Annotated in this window: 16 protein-coding genes; 12 read left to right on the top strand and 4 right to left on the bottom strand. The window is 66.5% G+C overall.

Features of this window, described 5'->3' with window-relative positions; all coding sequences use genetic code 11:
* Positions 1-69: 69 nt before the first annotated feature.
* Positions 70-1,095: a hypothetical protein gene (locus ACFYNX_RS26540; protein ID WP_388664773.1), complete on the bottom strand. Its 1,026-nt coding sequence runs from the start codon at positions 1,093-1,095 to the stop codon at positions 70-72.
* Between the two features lie 767 nt (positions 1,096-1,862).
* On the opposite strand from ACFYNX_RS26540, the gene ACFYNX_RS26535 reads away from it, so the two are divergent.
* Positions 1,863-2,741 carry a helix-turn-helix domain-containing protein gene (locus ACFYNX_RS26535; protein WP_388664771.1) on the top strand — a complete coding sequence of 293 codons (879 nt, stop codon included), beginning with the start codon at positions 1,863-1,865 and terminating at the stop codon, positions 2,739-2,741.
* A 732-nt stretch (positions 2,742-3,473) separates the two neighbouring features.
* Here the strand turns inward: ACFYNX_RS26535 and ACFYNX_RS26530 are convergent.
* Positions 3,474-4,268: a helix-turn-helix domain-containing protein gene (locus ACFYNX_RS26530; RefSeq protein ID WP_388664769.1), complete on the bottom strand. Its 795-nt coding sequence runs from the start codon at positions 4,266-4,268 to the stop codon at positions 3,474-3,476.
* Between the two features lie 522 nt (positions 4,269-4,790).
* Between ACFYNX_RS26530 and ACFYNX_RS26525 the strand changes: the two genes are divergently transcribed.
* The 3 genes from ACFYNX_RS26525 (at position 4,791) to ACFYNX_RS26515 (ending at position 7,357) form a co-directional block, all read left to right on the top strand.
* Complete coding sequence (locus ACFYNX_RS26525) at positions 4,791-5,996, top strand: hypothetical protein (RefSeq protein WP_388664767.1); 1,206 nt, start codon at positions 4,791-4,793, stop codon at positions 5,994-5,996.
* Positions 5,997-6,139: 143 nt separating this feature from the next.
* A complete protein-coding gene (locus ACFYNX_RS26520; protein WP_388664765.1) occupies positions 6,140-6,505 on the top strand; it encodes a LexA family protein in 366 nt (121 codons plus the stop codon).
* Between the two features lie 162 nt (positions 6,506-6,667).
* A complete protein-coding gene (locus ACFYNX_RS26515) occupies positions 6,668-7,357 on the top strand; it encodes a hypothetical protein (RefSeq protein ID WP_388664763.1) in 690 nt (229 codons plus the stop codon).
* Positions 7,358-7,417: 60 nt separating this feature from the next.
* On the opposite strand, the gene ACFYNX_RS26510 is transcribed toward ACFYNX_RS26515, so the two are convergent.
* Entirely contained in the window at positions 7,418-8,614 is a 1,197-nt protein-coding gene (locus ACFYNX_RS26510) for an aminotransferase class I/II-fold pyridoxal phosphate-dependent enzyme (protein WP_388664762.1), read from the bottom strand.
* A 445-nt stretch (positions 8,615-9,059) separates the two neighbouring features.
* Between ACFYNX_RS26510 and ACFYNX_RS26505 the strand changes: the two genes are divergently transcribed.
* From ACFYNX_RS26505 to ACFYNX_RS26490, 4 genes are all read left to right on the top strand, one after another.
* Positions 9,060-9,485, top strand: coding sequence for a hypothetical protein (locus tag ACFYNX_RS26505; protein ID WP_388664760.1), 426 nt, complete (start codon positions 9,060-9,062; stop codon positions 9,483-9,485).
* The gene (locus ACFYNX_RS26500; RefSeq protein ID WP_388664758.1) at positions 9,419-10,216 is read left to right on the top strand and encodes a phosphoadenosine phosphosulfate reductase family protein; all 798 of its coding nucleotides are present in this window, start codon (positions 9,419-9,421) and stop codon (positions 10,214-10,216) included. Before ACFYNX_RS26505 ends, ACFYNX_RS26500 begins: the two co-directional genes overlap by 67 nt.
* Before the next feature lie 42 nt (positions 10,217-10,258).
* Positions 10,259-10,453, top strand: coding sequence for a hypothetical protein (locus ACFYNX_RS26495; protein ID WP_388664756.1), 195 nt, complete (start codon positions 10,259-10,261; stop codon positions 10,451-10,453).
* Between the two features lie 196 nt (positions 10,454-10,649).
* On the top strand, positions 10,650-11,006 hold the full coding sequence (locus tag ACFYNX_RS26490; protein WP_356549477.1) for a hypothetical protein: 357 nt from the start codon (positions 10,650-10,652) through the stop codon (positions 11,004-11,006).
* On the opposite strand, the gene ACFYNX_RS26485 is transcribed toward ACFYNX_RS26490, so the two are convergent.
* Positions 10,996-11,816, bottom strand: a protein-coding gene (locus tag ACFYNX_RS26485; RefSeq protein WP_388664753.1) for an IS5 family transposase whose coding sequence is annotated in 2 segments (ribosomal slippage) — positions 10,996-11,466 and positions 11,469-11,816 — 819 coding nt in all. Because the reading frame shifts where the segments join, the coding sequence is not laid out codon by codon here. The genes ACFYNX_RS26490 and ACFYNX_RS26485 overlap by 11 nt on opposite strands.
* A gap of 149 nt (positions 11,817-11,965) precedes the next feature.
* On the opposite strand from ACFYNX_RS26485, the gene ACFYNX_RS26480 reads away from it, so the two are divergent.
* The 4 genes from ACFYNX_RS26480 to ACFYNX_RS26465 all read left to right on the top strand — a co-directional run bounded on the left by ACFYNX_RS26480 (position 11,966) and on the right by ACFYNX_RS26465 (position 15,484).
* Positions 11,966-12,346, top strand: coding sequence for a hypothetical protein (locus ACFYNX_RS26480; protein ID WP_388664751.1), 381 nt, complete (start codon positions 11,966-11,968; stop codon positions 12,344-12,346).
* A 517-nt stretch (positions 12,347-12,863) separates the two neighbouring features.
* Positions 12,864-13,265, top strand: a complete 402-nt coding sequence (locus ACFYNX_RS26475) for a hypothetical protein (protein ID WP_388664749.1) — start codon at positions 12,864-12,866, stop codon at positions 13,263-13,265.
* 213 nt (positions 13,266-13,478) lie between these two features.
* Positions 13,479-14,387: a hypothetical protein gene (locus tag ACFYNX_RS26470; protein WP_388664747.1), complete on the top strand. Its 909-nt coding sequence runs from the start codon at positions 13,479-13,481 to the stop codon at positions 14,385-14,387.
* Positions 14,388-14,722: 335 nt separating this feature from the next.
* Positions 14,723-15,484 (top strand): hypothetical protein, encoded by a 762-nt coding sequence (locus tag ACFYNX_RS26465; RefSeq protein WP_388664745.1) that lies wholly within the window; start codon positions 14,723-14,725, stop codon positions 15,482-15,484.
* The last annotated feature ends 53 nt before the right edge of the window (positions 15,485-15,537 follow it).

Raw genomic sequence — 15,537 nt, 5'->3', positions numbered from 1 at the left:
GGCCGGGATGGTAGAGCGGCCTCCACAGTGCCCGCCGCCGGCCGTGTCATCACGCCGCAGTCATGCGTCCTACGGCAGCAGGCGTTCGGGTGAAGTCGCCCACCAGTGCGTGACCTGGGCAACGGTCTTCATGCCGAGCTCGACGCGCAAGGCAGAGACTTGCGCCGTGACAGTGCGGGAGCTGAATCCCAGGCTGTGCCCGATGGCTTCATAGCTCTTGCCGGCCACGACACCTCGCAGGATGGTCCTCTGAATCTTCGTCGTCCTGGTGGCGATCTCTCGGGTGTTGTCGCTCTTGCCCTCGCCTTTGCCTGCGCTCTCGACTTCCTCGGGCAGCCACGGATCGGCCCGCTCCCACTGCTGGCGGAAGTGGGCCGCGAAGGCCGCACACACGCCGCGGTCCTGGGTGTACCAGGCGGCTGCCTCCTGGACGGTGCCGTCCTCGGCGAAGACCTCGAAGAAAGCGTGCTTGCGATCCACGATGATCAGCCGTAGGAAGTCCTCTCCCAGGGTTCGCACCTGCGCGCCTGCTCGGGTCATACTGGCCACCCAGTCCCGCTGCGTGGGGTTGGAACGACCACTCGTCCGGTAGATCGTGTTCACGGTGACCCCGCGCTGCGCTGCCTCCTCGTCCCGCGGAAGAGCACCCTTGAGCACCTTCGGCTTCCGGTAGCCCGGCTGCATGGTGAGAACCTCGAACTCGGCTCCCTCGACGGCTCGGATGGTCTCTGCGTTGACCTCGGGTACCGTGACGAGCAGGATCGTGCCGACCGGACTTGGCGTGTGGTGGTGCAGCTGCTGCTCGGCTTCGAGCTCGCGTACGTGCGCGGGGATGCCGGCCAGAGCTTCCGTGGCTTGCGTGAGTACCTTGAGAACGGCTGCGGTGAGCTGTCGCTGAACTAGTCCCGAAGGCGCCGGAACGTACTTGCCGGGCTCGTGGGTATTCGGGAGCAAGACACCGCGGTCGACTAGCGACGTGAGTGCAGGATCGCCCTCCGGCAGCACATCACCCTGCAGCGCCCTGCGGTAGGTCTGCAGCTCCCTCTCGTTCAACCGGGACGAGTTCGGGGCGATCGGTATTCTCCGTTCTGTCATGAAAACCAACTTCCTCTTCCTGAAGTGCACATGCACGCAGCATCCAGAAGCTTGATCGTGTTCAACACTCAGTACAGGCTGGGGCGTGTGCCACAGGGCCCGTGGCGTGCAGATGGATTCTGCACCCGCGACCTTCGCGGGTCGGGCCGAGTGAGGAAGGGTTCGTCACCTTGATATCCAGCAACATCCGGTCAGCGGGGACCGCAGCGCTGCTCGCGCTCCTGGCGGTCGCCGGACTCGGGGCCATCGCGGCGACCGGGTCCGCCAACACGAACCGGGGCGTCAGGGTAGAGAGGGAGGCGGGGGTGCAGACCCCTGTCACGCCGACACCGCCGCAGATCCGGCCACGGGACTCCGACTGGGGATGATCCTCCCTACGCTTTCGCGCACAGCACCCGGCGCTTCGGCTCTCCGCCGGACCGGGTGCTTGTCCGCATTGCACCCGACCTTAAGGGCCCAGAAGCTCGAAAACTCGAACCAGTCGACTTGCCAGCGCGACCCTTCAGTGGCCTACCGCATTTCGCATGCTTGATCACTCGACCGAAGTATGCAGGAGAATCGAATAGGGAAAGTTTAATCCAGCACTTTTCCAGCGGCTGCAAAAGAGGAATACCCCCTTGCGTTTCGGTCGGGGCTTGAACATGGTGAGACCCCACGCCGCCGAGAAAGGGGCAGGCAGACCCACTGGTGCGGGAAGAGTTGTCAGATGAGCAGCTATGTCGAGGGGAAGCACCTTGAACGTCGGGAGGAAGACCGGGGCACCTGCAGTGGACGACGAACTTGCCGCAGGCATGCGGGCTCAGCGCTTGCGGGACCTGATCGTAGGCCGGCGTGAGTTCCTCAACCTCCGGCAAGAGGAAGTAGCCGACCGCCTCGACATGAGTGCGCGAAACTATGGGAACTGGGAGCGGGGTGTAGTGAAGGAATGGACTGACGACAAGCTTTTCCTGCTTGCGGAAGCACTGGAGATGACCGAATTCCAGGTGGCCCGCCTCTTCCTCATCGCAGTTGATCGAATCCCGGAAACTCGACCCGTGAGCGGACACGGATGCGCAGACAGCCCGTCTCTGGATGCATTCCTCTTCGACTATGCGGCAATGATGGAAGCTCTTTCCCTGCCCACCTTCCTCATCGATCATCGTTGGCAAGTCAAGTCGGCCAATGCCGCCTATCGGGACCTCTTCCGCGGCCTGAGCCACCAACCAGGGGCGATGCCGTCCGCCAGCTTCCTGCGGTTCGGACTCTTCCACCCAGACGCGCCAGCCACCCTCGTGGACTATCGCAACTGGCAGCTATCCATGCTGGCCCAGCTCGCCACCAGCCTGGAGCGACACGATCAAGACGTGAACCTGCGGTGCCTCCAAGGCGAGGTCCACCGTCACCCCGCGCTGCGGAAGGCCTACCTCAACGACATGCAAACTTGGGTCCTCGGTGCTGGCGTCGACCTCGTCCACCATGAGGGAACAGCGAGGATCATCCGCCACCCCGACCCGCTCATCGGGTTGCAGAGCTGCCGTCTCGTGGAAGAGACGCCCCGCGCACTGCAGGCACGCGGTCTGACGAGGATCACGCTCGTGCTGACCGAGCTGGACGCCGAAGGAGCGACCGACCTGCTGTGCTCCAAGCCTGCTCCCTGCGGGGTGTAGGCAAAGCTGGGTACGTGTAGTGGCAGGGCCGTTCTGGTGTCGACGCGGGTTTCCCGGCCAGGGGGCACTCACCTTCGCCGAGCGGCGGAATACGTGGGGTACTGGCTTCAGCCCTTGTTTCCGTCAGGCCGCTACCAGATGAACTCGGTGAAGCGACCGCCGAGGGCGGTGCTGCTCGTCTTCCCTGCACGTTATGCCGACGACAAACGCCTCGTCGTCGAATGTCTCGCCCCGCTGCCGCTGCCGTCGGCGACCTACATAGGACGACGGCCCTCGCGCTTCCAGCCCATGGGGGAGTCGTAAGCCAGGGTGTGAGGTCGTCCGGGGCTACGGAGACAGGCAGGCCCGTGCGGCGGCCCTCGGGGCGAGTCGGTCGATCAGGCCTCTGACACTGCCCCGTGCCGGTCCGCTTGCAACAGTCGGCCTACGTCCTCGAGCGAACTCGATGGACCTTCGACATCGCAGCCTCTTGCATGCAGTGTCACTGCCTCACGAAACTGTGCCATACCTCGGCAGGGCGTAGCTGCGGGCGTCGTGACTCCATGAGCAGACGCAGGAGCCTACCGGGCGTACGCTCGCATGCCTCCTGCGCCTCGTTGAGGAATTGTGCTGCTTCGTCCTCGATCACCACGAGGGGCAGCGGAGAAGCACCATCTTGAGAAAGGCAGATGCAGAGCCGGCTCCCGTAGTGAGTGGACGAGGCGTCCCCGGAGCCGCCCATGCCGATACCGGTCATGCACTCACCCGCATGGCTCCGCTTGCGAGCTCACACCGGGCACTCAGGCGCGCCGCGCAGGCAAGGGCAGCCGCAGCGTACTCCCGGCGGTTCCGCTCCATCTGGGGGCGCAGCCCCATCACCACGAGCGACCCGTAAACCGTCGACCCGCGCCACAACGGCACTCCAATCATCTTCCAGTCCGGCAGGGGGGACTCGGTCATCACGTAGCCCTCGGACCTGATCTCGCGCATGAGGTGGCCGCGGGGGGCCCCGTCCAGGTGAGAGAGGATGGCCAGGCCTGCGGCGTCGTCCGTCAGTGGCGAGTACCGCAGCGCGACCTTGGCATCAACATCGGTGTGATTGAAGGCCGCCTGGAAGTCGCTGCGGCGCCCGTAGGTGTGGTTAACCATCAGCCGGCCCGGAGTGTCGTCGACCATCACCGCGCTGAAGGCCATCGCGACCTGGGCGGTCTGACGCTGGAGCACAGTGGTCTCGCGGTCAAGGGCGCTGTCGTGAGCCAGGTTCAGGTGGACACTGGCGTCGGGTCGGTGATTGGCGACGTCGGTCGCAACCCCGTACCGGCCGGGTGCCCGGTAGATCAGGTGCTTGGCCGCGACCCCAGCGCGCAGGATTCGGTGCACGGTGGACTTGGTGACGTTCGACTCGTCGATGATCCGCCTCAGCGGGTGAAGGCCCGGGCCCATGCTGTTGAGGGTCTGCAGGACGTGGAAGACCCGCCCGTGAGCCGTCATCCCGTCGTCCGCGCTACCGACGACGTCGGCTGCGTCGAGAAAGCCGGAGTCGATCACTGACGTTCCTCCCCGTAGACATTGTCGGGGCTTTCCCGTCTCACGGGCCCCGACAGGCATATCTCTACCGGGCATGGCCAAGTTTGTGGAGGAACCGCCCTTTCCTGGAAGCACCTCTTCCTGTCAGGCATCAACCAGACCTCAGTGGGACTCCATTCATCCCCCTGGTAGATAAAAGCGCAGGTCAGCATGCTGCTCGGCTAGTCAGGTCACTCTCCGGCCACAGGGGCGGCATCACGCCCCCATACCGGCTGCGGGAGTGGGACCGTCCCGCTCACCGGTATCTTGATGGCACGCTGAACTGCGAAAACACCGAGCCTTCCCATCTCGCGGACCGCATCCCGCCAGCAGCCACCATCAGTTCAGGTTCCGTCCCGCTGGACGACACCGCGCCTCTGAAGGTGACCACGTCCAGGGACCACGCGCTCCAGGGCGTTGCCGTCCTTCGCGCCGACAGAGACAGTGATCAACACCCGGTCACATGGCCGAGGCCCACTCTGCCGATCACCCTGGAGCGCCTCCGTGAATACCGACACGGTCCGCCGCGAGGACCCGCGCACACCAGGGCACCTCCTCGTCCTCGGCAGCGGGCCGCAGGCGGAATGGGAGGCCGCCCTCAAGCGCCTCGCGGAGGCTGGCCCGCTAGTTCTCATCGACGACACGCCCGCCACCTGGCAGCGCCCGTACGTAGCAGCAACCCGGGTCGCCAACGCGCTGCGGCCCGAGCACGTCGAACAGGCCGCCCGCTGGCTCACCATCAAGCACACCATTACCGCGGTACTTCACTTCCACCCCTCACACCTCCGGGCGGCTGCCGCCGTACGGGCAAGTCTCGGCCTGCCCGGGCCCACCGCAGGCGTCCTTGCGACCACCAGCCTTCGCCACCGCACCCTGGAAGTACTGGACCACGCCGAAACCCCCAGCAGCGGCGGCATCCACGCGGACTCCTTCGACCAGGCCCTTCAAGCCGCCCACACCGTCGGCTTTCCTCTCGTGTGCAAGCCGGCGGCTCCCCGCCGACGCTATGCCGCCCGGGTCGTCGACAGCGCCACGGAGCTGGCGGAAGCCTTCTCCGCCGCCATAGCTGCCTCGTGGCCTGGGGCCGGCATCGTCATCGAACCTCGCCTCGACGGCATCGAAGCCACCGCATACACCCTCGACGCCCGCCTCGTGGCCATCTCTCATGCCACCTTCGACCCCGAGGCAGAGCCAAGCCTGATGCCCCTGGAAGTCGTCGTAGACGCCGACGATGTCTGCGCCGCCACCATCAAGAGCACCGTCACCCGCGCCCTGGAAGCAACCGGCCACCGGCAAGGCATCGCGCAGATCCGCCTCCGGATCACTCCCACCGGCCCCCGCGTCCTCAGCCTCACCACTCATCTGACCGACCCGCTCATCGCCACACTCATCGAACAGGCCACCGGCATCGACCTCATCGCCGCTTCCGGCCAGCACGCACGAGGTCTGCCGACCGAAGCCGATGCCACTCCACTGGGCGCGGCCGCCATCCGCTACGTCCAGGGAGCCGCCGCCAGTCGCCTCAGCTCCACCCCGGCCACGCGATCCACCATCACGCCCTACGCGCGCCTCGACCGATACAACGCCGACAGCCGCACAGGGCCCCTACCCCGGCGCGGCCATCTCCTCGTGACCGGAGCCGACTTCCCTCAGTGCGTCGCCCGGCTTCGTAATGCCGTGGCCCAGCTGCACACACTATCCACCACCTGACCTGGGAGTTCCAGATGTGCTCAAGGGCCTTCTTCACTGCAGAACTACCCGACGCACCAAGCTGCCAAGCCGACAGCGACACCGGCTCCGATGACCGAGTCCACGACGCAACCACTACCAGGCCGTAGAGCCGGGTTGCCGAAGTGCCACTCATCGGTCGGATCGCTGCAGGCATACCCATCACCGCTGCAGAGGACGGTGACGGCGTCCTTCCCCTGCCGCGGCAGCTGGTCGGTCACGGCGACCTCTTCGCCCTCACCGTGACGGGACACTCAATGGCCGGCGAGGGCAGCACTCTGGACGGGAACATGGTCGTTGCGCGCAGGCAGCCGGTCGTCGAACCGGGAGCCGTAGCGGCCGCTCCGGTCGGCGAAGAGGCCACAGTGAAGAGACTGCGGCGGGACGGCACCGACGTGTGGCTCGACCCGGACAACCGCGACTACGAACCGATCCCGTGCAATGAGGCTTCCATCCTTGGCAAGGCCGTAGCCGTCATGCGCGGTCTGTAGAGGCCGCCTGTCCACAGTTCGCCTCCCTTGCGTCGCACCGCCCACACCTGTCGGTGGGTATCCGGAAGCGGTGCCCTCCGGCGCCTGATGCTCACGGGTGTGCGGGGCCACCCATCCAGAGGCAGTAGTGTCATGTACCTGTACTTGGGGAGGAGTTGAGCGATGCGCACGACGGCACTCATGACTCGACGCTGGGCTGCCACCGCAGTCATATGCGGCGCTCTGGTCGTTGGCTGCAGCAACGGTGGGACCGACGGTGGGGGAGCCGCCGGCGGCTCCGGCGGTCACGCCGAGTCGCTGAAGGACGAGCCGAAGCCGCTCGCCGCGGGAGAACTGACCCCCTTACTTCTCACCTCGACGGACCTCGGCTATGGGTACATCCAGAACCCGAACCTCGCAGACGACGCGGACGACAAGAACGACGACGTGACCACCCAAGGGTGCTCAGCCCTGGAGAGGCTCGGCAAGAGCGAGAGCGACCTCAACTTCGCCACCAAGGCCGAAGCGAGCTTCACCTACGACACCAGCACCTTGGGCGAGGAACTGCACAGCGATCGCCCGTCGGTGCTCTCCGCCAAGCTCAGCACGCTCTTCAACGCCTACCTGGCCTGTTCCTCGTACACCCTGAACACCGGTAGCACCCCTATCGAGGTGCAGGTCTCCAAGTCGCCCCTGCCGAAGGTGGGAGACGAGCAGTTCGGTTACTCCTCCACCCTCAATCTGCCCACTGGGTCCCAGGTGGTGAAGACCCTTGCGGTCCGCAAGGGGAACGTCGCCGTGATCCTGGTCGGTGCTCCGGGTCTCGTCGACCGGCACATCGACAAGGCGGTGGGCAAGCTCCCTGCGACCTGACAACACCTAGCGACCAGCCCGGCTGGTGCGGCACAGGAGCTTCCCGGGCGGCCGGACCGCTTATGCGGGCTGGCTCCGCGGGAGGATCAGGTCCTCACGGAGCTGACCGAATACGGCTATCACAGCGTCAAGGGCCTCCGATGTGTGGGCGTCCGTGCATACAACTCTGAGCCGGTGCCCCGCGCCGGCAGTCGCCAGTACCGCGTTTGCGTAGATCCCGTGGTCCAGGAGCAGACGCTGCGCCGACAGCATCGCCTGCTCACTGGCGAAGCGGACCGGGATGATCGGCCCGAGGCTCTCCTCCACGTCGAACCCCATCGCCGCCAGTGCCGCCCGCAGATTCTCTGCGGCCGCCAGCGCGTCGGGCGCCCGTTCAGCGTGACGCCGGATTTCCCGCAGGGAAGCGTGCGCGGCCGCGGTCTCTGCCGGGCTGAGGCCCGCCGAGTAGAGCTGAGGGCGGCAGTGATGGCGCAGGTAGTCGATGGTCCGTGCGTCGGACAGCACGACGCCTCCCTGGGAGGCCAGTGATGTGCCGAACGAGGCGGTCATCAATGGCACCTGCCCTGCCATGCCGCTCTGATGGACAACTCCGCGCCCGCGACCAAGAAGACCCACACCGTGGGATTCGTCGACCAGTAGCGTCGCCCCGAAGCGCGCACACACCTCCACGAGTTGAGCCACCGGTGCCGCCCGTCCGGAATCAGCGAAGAGAGCATCGGTGACGACCAGCGCTGGGCGCCCCGGAGTGGTGGCCAAGGCCTCGGCGAGAGCGTCCGGGCTGCAGTGCTGATAGGACAGCATTCCGGCGCCGTTCGCGCCGGCCAGACGCGCGCCGTCAACGAGGGACGCGTGCGCCCGCTCATCTACCACGACCACGTCCTCGCGGCCGACGAGGCACGAGACGACGCCGAGGTTCGCCAGGTATCCGGTCGAGAAAACCAGCGCGGCCTCGAAGCCAAAGAAGCCGGCAAGGTCAGCCTCCAGCTCTTCATGGAGCTCGAGATTGCCGCTTTGATGCCTCGGTCCGGTCGCCGACGTTCCGTACAGCGCGAGAGCGTCCTGAGCCGCGGCAACAATCTGAGGGTTGGAGCTCAGGGCCCGGTAGTCGTTGCTTCCGAGCATGCATACCTCTGCACCGTCCAGCAGCACCTGGCCTCGCCCCGCGGGCCCCAGTGAGCCCGGGTAGTAGGGGTAGAGGCCGAGCGCCCGCGCATCGTCCGCCGCACCGACGACGCGGCACTTGTCCAGCAGGTCCATCCAGGGATCCGATCTGTCGTTTGCGCGGGAAAGAGCGGCACTACCTTGACGCACCCCACAATCGAGACGACCCAACAGAACGAGACCGTCCCACCCCCTGAAAGCATGTCCCTTCGCCACGGACCGTCAGCCGGGACAGAGGCCGGACCCGCTGTGTTGCGGCAAACTCGTCACAGCGGACGAGACGCCGAGTTGCGTCCCTAGAACACAGGACTTCTACCTTCCACTCCGTCGGCCCGTCCACCACATCAGCGCCACGGAGCTTTCACAACCTCGCGGCGTACCCCTGACCTGAACCCCCGCGGGACGGACCAAGACAACAGGCCACTGCAGCGCCACCGTGCCGGCCTGAGCCGTCTTCTGCACGCCGACAGCACGGCCTACGACGACCGTCCGCTGCCGCGCATCCCCTCCGCAGTCCGTCAGAACTCCACGAGGTCCTTCCATGAACGCGACGAATGCCCTGCGCACCGTCGACATGATCCGACGAGCCACCGCGAGCGTGAATGGCCATCGAGCCGCCTTGCGTGAGCTCCACGAAGCCCGCGCCGCACAAGCGCTCCTTTCCTATGACGCCGACGAGGCCTGCGAAGCCGCTCAGCGCTCCACCCATCGATCCGAACGGCGGCTGCAGCGAGCTGCCAACAAGCTCCACCTCTGGCGCCCGCTGCTGAACCGATACCCGACCGAACACCACCGCCAGAACGCCACCAGGAATCTGCTTGAGCACTTGGCCGACGATGACGTCGCCTTGATCAAGGCCGCCGATATTGTACTAGTACAATATCGGCGGGTAAAGATTCGGTGGTCACGCTGCACCGTGCTGTCGCGGCCGCTCGCAAGGCCGGCTGTATGCACAAGTTGCGGGTGATGCACTGCGACCTTGGACAGGCGGAGTGGCCTGGTGTCCGGCAGCTCGCACGCCGCCAAGCCGAGCGATACGGAATCCCCTTCATCCTTGTGGAGAGCGACGGCGGCTTTCTGGGCATGGTGGAAGACCGAGGCCGATGGCCGGACTCAGCACGACGCCTGTGCACCGCGTACCTGAAGCGGGATCCCACAGGCCCTGTCATCACCAAGATCGTCGAGGGCCTGGGGCTGGACCGCCAGGCGATCGTGCTGAATGTCATGGGTGTACGCGGCGCGGAATCCCGCTCGCGGGCCCGTAAGAGCCGGCTGACCGTCGACGACCGGACCTCGAGCTCCAACCGCCTCGTCCTGACCTGGAACATCATTCATCAGCTTCCCGACTCCCAGGTCTGGCAGGAAATCGCCGACAACGTGCTCGAATACCACCCGATCTATGACACCGGGCTTCAGAGGCTGTCCTGCGTGTACTGCATACTGGCCGGCCCGGACTGGCTTGTCCTGGCCACACGGATCTGCTTCGCGCTCGGGATGCCCCACCCAGACCTGTACACCGAGCTTGAGCGACGAATCGACCACAGCTTCAAGCAGGACCTCACCCTCGGCGGAGTCGTTGCCGCAGCCCGGATGATCGACGCACTCGATGGCCCCCTCACCTGGAGCCGCGGGGATGCCCTCCGCAGACACCTGGGCCCTTCCGTCGCCGCCGCCTACCTTGCCAAACTCGCTGCCTGACCGAATCCCACCAAGCACCACCCCATCCGAAATGAGGAACCCATGTCCAACAACCAGACCACCATCGAATCGCGGCAGCCCGGACACGCACTCGTCCTCCAGCCAGGCGGCCACGGCCTGTTCAAACTTGCCTGCGCCTGCGGGGGACTGCTCGAGCCCATGCCCGACACAGAAGAAGCCCACCGAGAGCGGCACCACCGCCACCTCACCGAAATCCCGACCAACAGCACTCCCTAACCCCGGCCGCAGCGCCCCACCCAACCGGCCCCCGGTGGTATTCATCCCGACGAAGAGGATGAACACCACCGGGGGCCGCTGCCGTTTCCGGTGCACGCCCCCGCTCTTGACTCCTTAAGACGTCGTTTCCTTTGGCTGAGCTCCGTGCTCGCGAACGGCCAGGCGAGTGTCAGTGCGGTGTGGGAGTCTCCGCGGCATGAGTTATGACCTGGCTGTCTGGGAAGGCGAGAGGCCGGCGGATGACAAGACCGCCGGCCAGGTCTTCAGCAACCTGTACGACCGCTATATCGACGGCGAGGTGGAAGAGCCTCCGTCCGAACGCATTGCGGCTTACGTGGCCGCGCTGCTTGAGCGGTGGTGCGACATCACCGAGGACGAGGAGGACACTTCGCCCTGGTCGACCGGTCCGCTGATCGACGAGGCCAGTGGTCCGCTGATCTACTTCGCCATGCGGTGGAGCATGGCCGAGGAGGCATCGGCCTACGCGGCGGCCGTCGCGGAGTCCATGGGGCTGGTCTGCTTCGACGTGCAGCAAGACCGGCTCAGGCCATGAGCAAGGGGTTCAGGCGGCGGTAGCCGATCAGAGTCGCCGCTATGCCGACGAAGGCGAGGAAGTGTTCGGCTTTGCGTTCGTACCGCCGGTGGAGGCGTCGGCAGCCCGCCAGCCAGGACACGGCTCTCTCGACTACCCAGCGATGCCGGCCCAGCCGCTGCGAGGACTCGACGCCCTTGCGGGCGATACGGTGGCGGATGCCCCGTTTGCGGAGCCATCGGCGCAGGTGGTCGTAGTCGTAGCCCTTGTCCGCGTGCAGCTTCGCCGGCCTCCGACGCCGGGGCCCGCGCCGGGACCGGATGAGCGGGATACCGCGCACGAGCGGCTCCAGGCCCTGGCTGTCATGCATGTTCGCACCCGAGATGCCCAGGGACAGTGGCAGTCCGTTGCGGTCACAGATTAGGTGGATTTTCGATCCCAGTTTGCCGCGGTCGGTCGGATTCGGTCCCGTCAGTGGCCCCCTTTTGCGGCCCGCAGGCTGACGGAGTCGATCGCGCACCGTGACCAGTCCAGCTCGCCCCGCGCTCCGAGTTCGTCGAGGATCACGCGGTAGAGCCGGGCCCAGACCCGGTCCCGGCTCCACTGGGCGAACCGGCGGTAGACCGTGGGCCAGGCGGGACCGAACACCGGCGGTAGCTGCCGCCAGGTGCAGCCTGAGGTCGCCACGAAGATGATCGCCGCCAGGGCTTCACGATCACCTGCCCGCCGTCGACCACCGCCCTGCGGACGCGTGACCACTGTCGGCGGCACCACCCGCCTGAACAGCGCCCACAACTCGTCCGGCACCAGTCGCTCAACGAGATCCGTCATGCACGGCTCAACGAACGATCACGCCATAAGAAACGACCTCTAAATAGCCCGCTCCTTACGGTCCGGCGCCGGACGCACACCCGTGCGCCTTCCGCCCATGCACGTCCACTCACCACGTCAGGACGTGCACCCCGCCAAGGAGCAGAGCCATGACGCCCTACGCCACCACCTCACCTTTCCCGCACCTGCACCCCGACGAAGTCGCCGAGTTCGAACGCATCTGGCGAGGCGAGGCCGGCGGCATGAGCGAGACCGCCATCCGCGAACAGTACGCCCGCCACACCAAGGTCCTTAAGGACCTGCGCTCGGCAGCCATCAAGCCGACCGCGATCATCCCCACCATGCTCCACACCACAGCCCAGCAGGCGCAGATAGCTATCGACTCCGTCGCTGCCCTGCTTCGACAGGACGAGGAGGCCCTCGCCACTCGGGGACGGAGCGTGCTGGAGAACCGTGGGCTCGTCCGCCGCCGTATCCACGCCGCGCGTGGCCCCATCACAGTCAGCGCGCCGACCCGCGCGTGGCCCTGAGGAAGGAGCCCACCACCTCCCCGACGCGGGTCCACATTCCTCCCGGGAAGTGGACCCGCATCCGCAAGGCGCCGCAGACAGCGCCCGAGGAAAGCGGCATCGAAGCGAAAGCCGGGAGCTCCGATATCGCCTCCCACGCCCCGGCCATCCACCCCGATTGCGTCCCGCTCCACGGGAGATCCAGCCGCTCCAGCGGCCTGGACGGCGGAGGTGCCAGAGGTGTGCTGCACACCGCAGGCCAGGACAAGGGGGACCGCCCTCCTCCCACCGCACGGCGGGGGAGAGAACCAGTAGCGCATGGAGCGTGGCACGCCGCACGGTCCGGGCCATCTCCAGATCCCGCCACAGCGCCCGCACCCGAAACGGAAGACGGGGCCCATACGGGCGGCGGGCCAGACACGCTCCTCTCCACTCCGGCTGATCACAGGTCCATCAGTTGCGGAGCTAGGTATCCCACCGATCAGCATCACCACACCTCGGGAACGCCAGAGTCCCGAACTGACGAAGCGGATACCTCATGACCACTGACGAAGCCATCACCCTGTGCGCCCACGGAGCACTGTTCCTCCACCTCCTTCCGCTCTTGGCCCTCGCCCTGGAGACAGCCTTCAGCCCCAACCCGGATATCAAGGCGCTGTTCCGGGGGACTACTCCCGGTCAGTCGCACCCTCGCAGCACGTACACCGCCGCAACGCTGGCCGTCGCCGCACTACTTCTCCTCGCGGCGGCTGTGCTCAACCTGGTGGGCGAAGGCAGCATCCTCAAGACGGTCCTGTTCGCCGCGCTCGCCGGGGTCGAGTCCGGGCTGGCCTATGCCTGGCACCGGCCCCACCGCTCAGACTCCGATGCCGCCGATGCTGAGGTGGCTTCCGACACGGCGGAGGCTGACACGGACCCCAAGGACACCCCTCACCGATAGAGCTCGGCCACCCGGCAAAGGCCCGCTCACCGACGACATCTTCGGTGAGCAGGTCTCTGTTTTCGGGTGCTCGAAGCCCCAGCACCTCCATACCGCCGGGTGGCCCGCCTGCGCATCGCGGCAAGGCTCAACGCCTCATGGTTGTGTGTCTAACGCTCCGGCCCCAGATCGTGCGGCCGTCCGACCACTGCCGAACAGAAGCGGAGCAGAAACGTGAGTGCCACCCCACTCTCCCCACGGAACACCGACGGTCTCAAGGACCGTGAGACCGCACCGACGTCCGCCCAGGCCGCTCCCTACGAGGTGGCATGCCGCTTCGACGTCAGCGGCGACATCGCTCTCTTCCTGGAGATCAACCCGAACCTGCCGGGCCTGGTGATCGCAGCTCTTCAGAACACGCACAAGGGTTGGAACTATGCCATCCGCACCCTCAGGGCATCGGCGAACTCGCTCCCACGCGGGCTGCGGGGGTCTCTCAGCGCAGTCGACGCTGACATCGTGAACCTGAACCTGCGCGCCGGACTCCGCAGCCTCCTCGACGACTACTCCACCCTGCTGGCGGGCCCCGTGCCCGGACAGACCCTTCCATCGCTCGACGTCACCGGCCTCACCGCCACCATCTCCGCCGGCAGCCTCCGATGCCGAACCCTGACCCTCCACGATGCCGCGGGCCGCCAGGTCGGTAGCACCTTCGTGAACCTGCCCCACGACTGGACTGACGAACGGTACGAGGGTCCCGTCGCCGATCTCCATCCCAAAGCGTTTAAGGCCGCCCAGGTCGCGCTGAATGCCACCCGCTTCCGGATCCGGCGCGCTGAGGCCAACCACCGCGCCTATCGCGACGCCTTCGGCTCGGCCCCCATCACCCTGTCGTCACGGCCGGACCTTCCCGACCTCATCGCGGAGTGGAGTCAGAACGACACCGACTGCGGGCTCGAACTCTCTCTGCGCACTGCCGATCCTGTGCACTCGTGGCAGGTGCTGCGCCTGCTGGGGGAGTGGCTCGGCAGCCTCGAAGAGCGCACCATCACCATCACCATGGACGACAAAACCCGTAAGGTGACCGCGATCCTGCGCGGGACCACGCCACTGCACCTCCTGGCATGGGACCGCTCCCGGTGAGCACCAGCACCTGAACCGCCCCCGGACACCATCGGCCCGCTACGTCACACAACGCGGCGGGCCGAGCCGCACTCCCGACCGCGCGAACACCACCTGGCATCTGCCACGAGTTGCGGGGCTAACCCTGCGGCTGGCCAGTGTGGTGCCCGGCGAACAACACCGCGCCGCACACCGTGTCGCGCATCTGCTCGCACCGTTGCGTAGCCCACTCCTCTCACGGGACCGGGCGCTGGCAAGGCACCGAGACCTCGAAGGCTCTGAGCCGGACCTCTCACCGACTGCCTCCTCCATCGCACACCACCCCATCCGACCCGGATCACCCGTGGAGTGCCACCATGGCCACCGACTGGCTGCTCACCCAGAACTCCCGCATGAAGGCGCAGGGAATCTACAACTGGACCCTGCCCGCCTGGGCCGTCACCCTCAAGGACGAGGCCCCCGACGGCACCATCACCGCCCGCAACATCAACGTCTGCCCCCAGGCCGGCGTCTGCGCCAAGTTCTGCTACGCCCTCGACGGCGCCTACCGCTACCCCAACGTCCGCCAGCGCCACGAGAACAACCTCCGACTGGTCCTCGACACCCCCCTGATCTGGCAAGAGCGCATGGCCGCCGAACTGCGCCACCGCCGATACGCCGGCGCCGCAATCCGCATCCACGACGCAGGTGACTTTTTCGAGGACTCCTACACCATGCAGTGGCTCGAACTGATGCGCGGCGCCCCGCAGGGCCAGACCTTCTATGCCTACACCAAGGAGGTGTCCAGGTTTCAGCGTCTGGTCGTCCCCAACCTCCCGGCCAATTTCAGGTTCGTGTACTCCCTCGGTGGCAAGGAAGATCACCTGATCATCAAGGAGCTCGACCGCCACGCCGACGTTTTCCCCGACACATCGTCGCTCGAAGCAGCGGGCTACTCCTCGCAAGAGGCCTCCGACCTCCTGGCTGTCTTCGGGCCGCCCCAAGTGGGCATGGCCGCAAACCGCCCTCGCAAAGGGCTCAAGGACCACTCCTTCGGTGAGCTCCAAGAGATCGTCGACATCGAGGCGGCCGCCCGGCGCGCCCGCGCTCGTACCAAGGCACGCCGCAGCAACAACTGACCCGCTCGGAGCCTGTCGGCGCCCGCCCTTGCGCACAGGGCCGCAGCGATCAC

This window comes from Streptomyces sp. NPDC007872 (assembly GCF_042868165.1).
Taxonomy (GTDB): domain Bacteria; phylum Actinomycetota; class Actinomycetes; order Streptomycetales; family Streptomycetaceae; genus Streptomyces.
Note: the sequence above shows the minus strand (reverse complement) of the source record. Positions and strands in the feature narration are given on the sequence as shown.

Bases quoted from the DNA above. Each gene is read 5' to 3' on its own strand.
- ACFYNX_RS26505 (WP_388664760.1), top strand. From the start codon at position 9,060: ATGAACGCGACGAATGCCCTGCGCACCGTCGACATGATCCGACGAGCC.
- ACFYNX_RS26465 (WP_388664745.1), top strand. From the start codon at position 14,723: ATGGCCACCGACTGGCTGCTCACCCAGAACTCCCGCATGAAGGCGCAG.
- ACFYNX_RS26495 (WP_388664756.1), top strand. From the start codon at position 10,259: ATGTCCAACAACCAGACCACCATCGAATCGCGGCAGCCCGGACACGCA.
- ACFYNX_RS26475 (WP_388664749.1), top strand. From the start codon at position 12,864: ATGACCACTGACGAAGCCATCACCCTGTGCGCCCACGGAGCACTGTTC.
- ACFYNX_RS26490 (WP_356549477.1), top strand. From the start codon at position 10,650: ATGAGTTATGACCTGGCTGTCTGGGAAGGCGAGAGGCCGGCGGATGAC.
- ACFYNX_RS26515 (WP_388664763.1), top strand. From the start codon at position 6,668: ATGCGCACGACGGCACTCATGACTCGACGCTGGGCTGCCACCGCAGTC.
- ACFYNX_RS26510 (WP_388664762.1), bottom strand. From the start codon at position 8,614: ATGGACCTGCTGGACAAGTGCCGCGTCGTCGGTGCGGCGGACGATGCG.
- ACFYNX_RS26480 (WP_388664751.1), top strand. From the start codon at position 11,966: ATGACGCCCTACGCCACCACCTCACCTTTCCCGCACCTGCACCCCGAC.
- ACFYNX_RS26540 (WP_388664773.1), bottom strand. From the start codon at position 1,095: ATGACAGAACGGAGAATACCGATCGCCCCGAACTCGTCCCGGTTGAAC.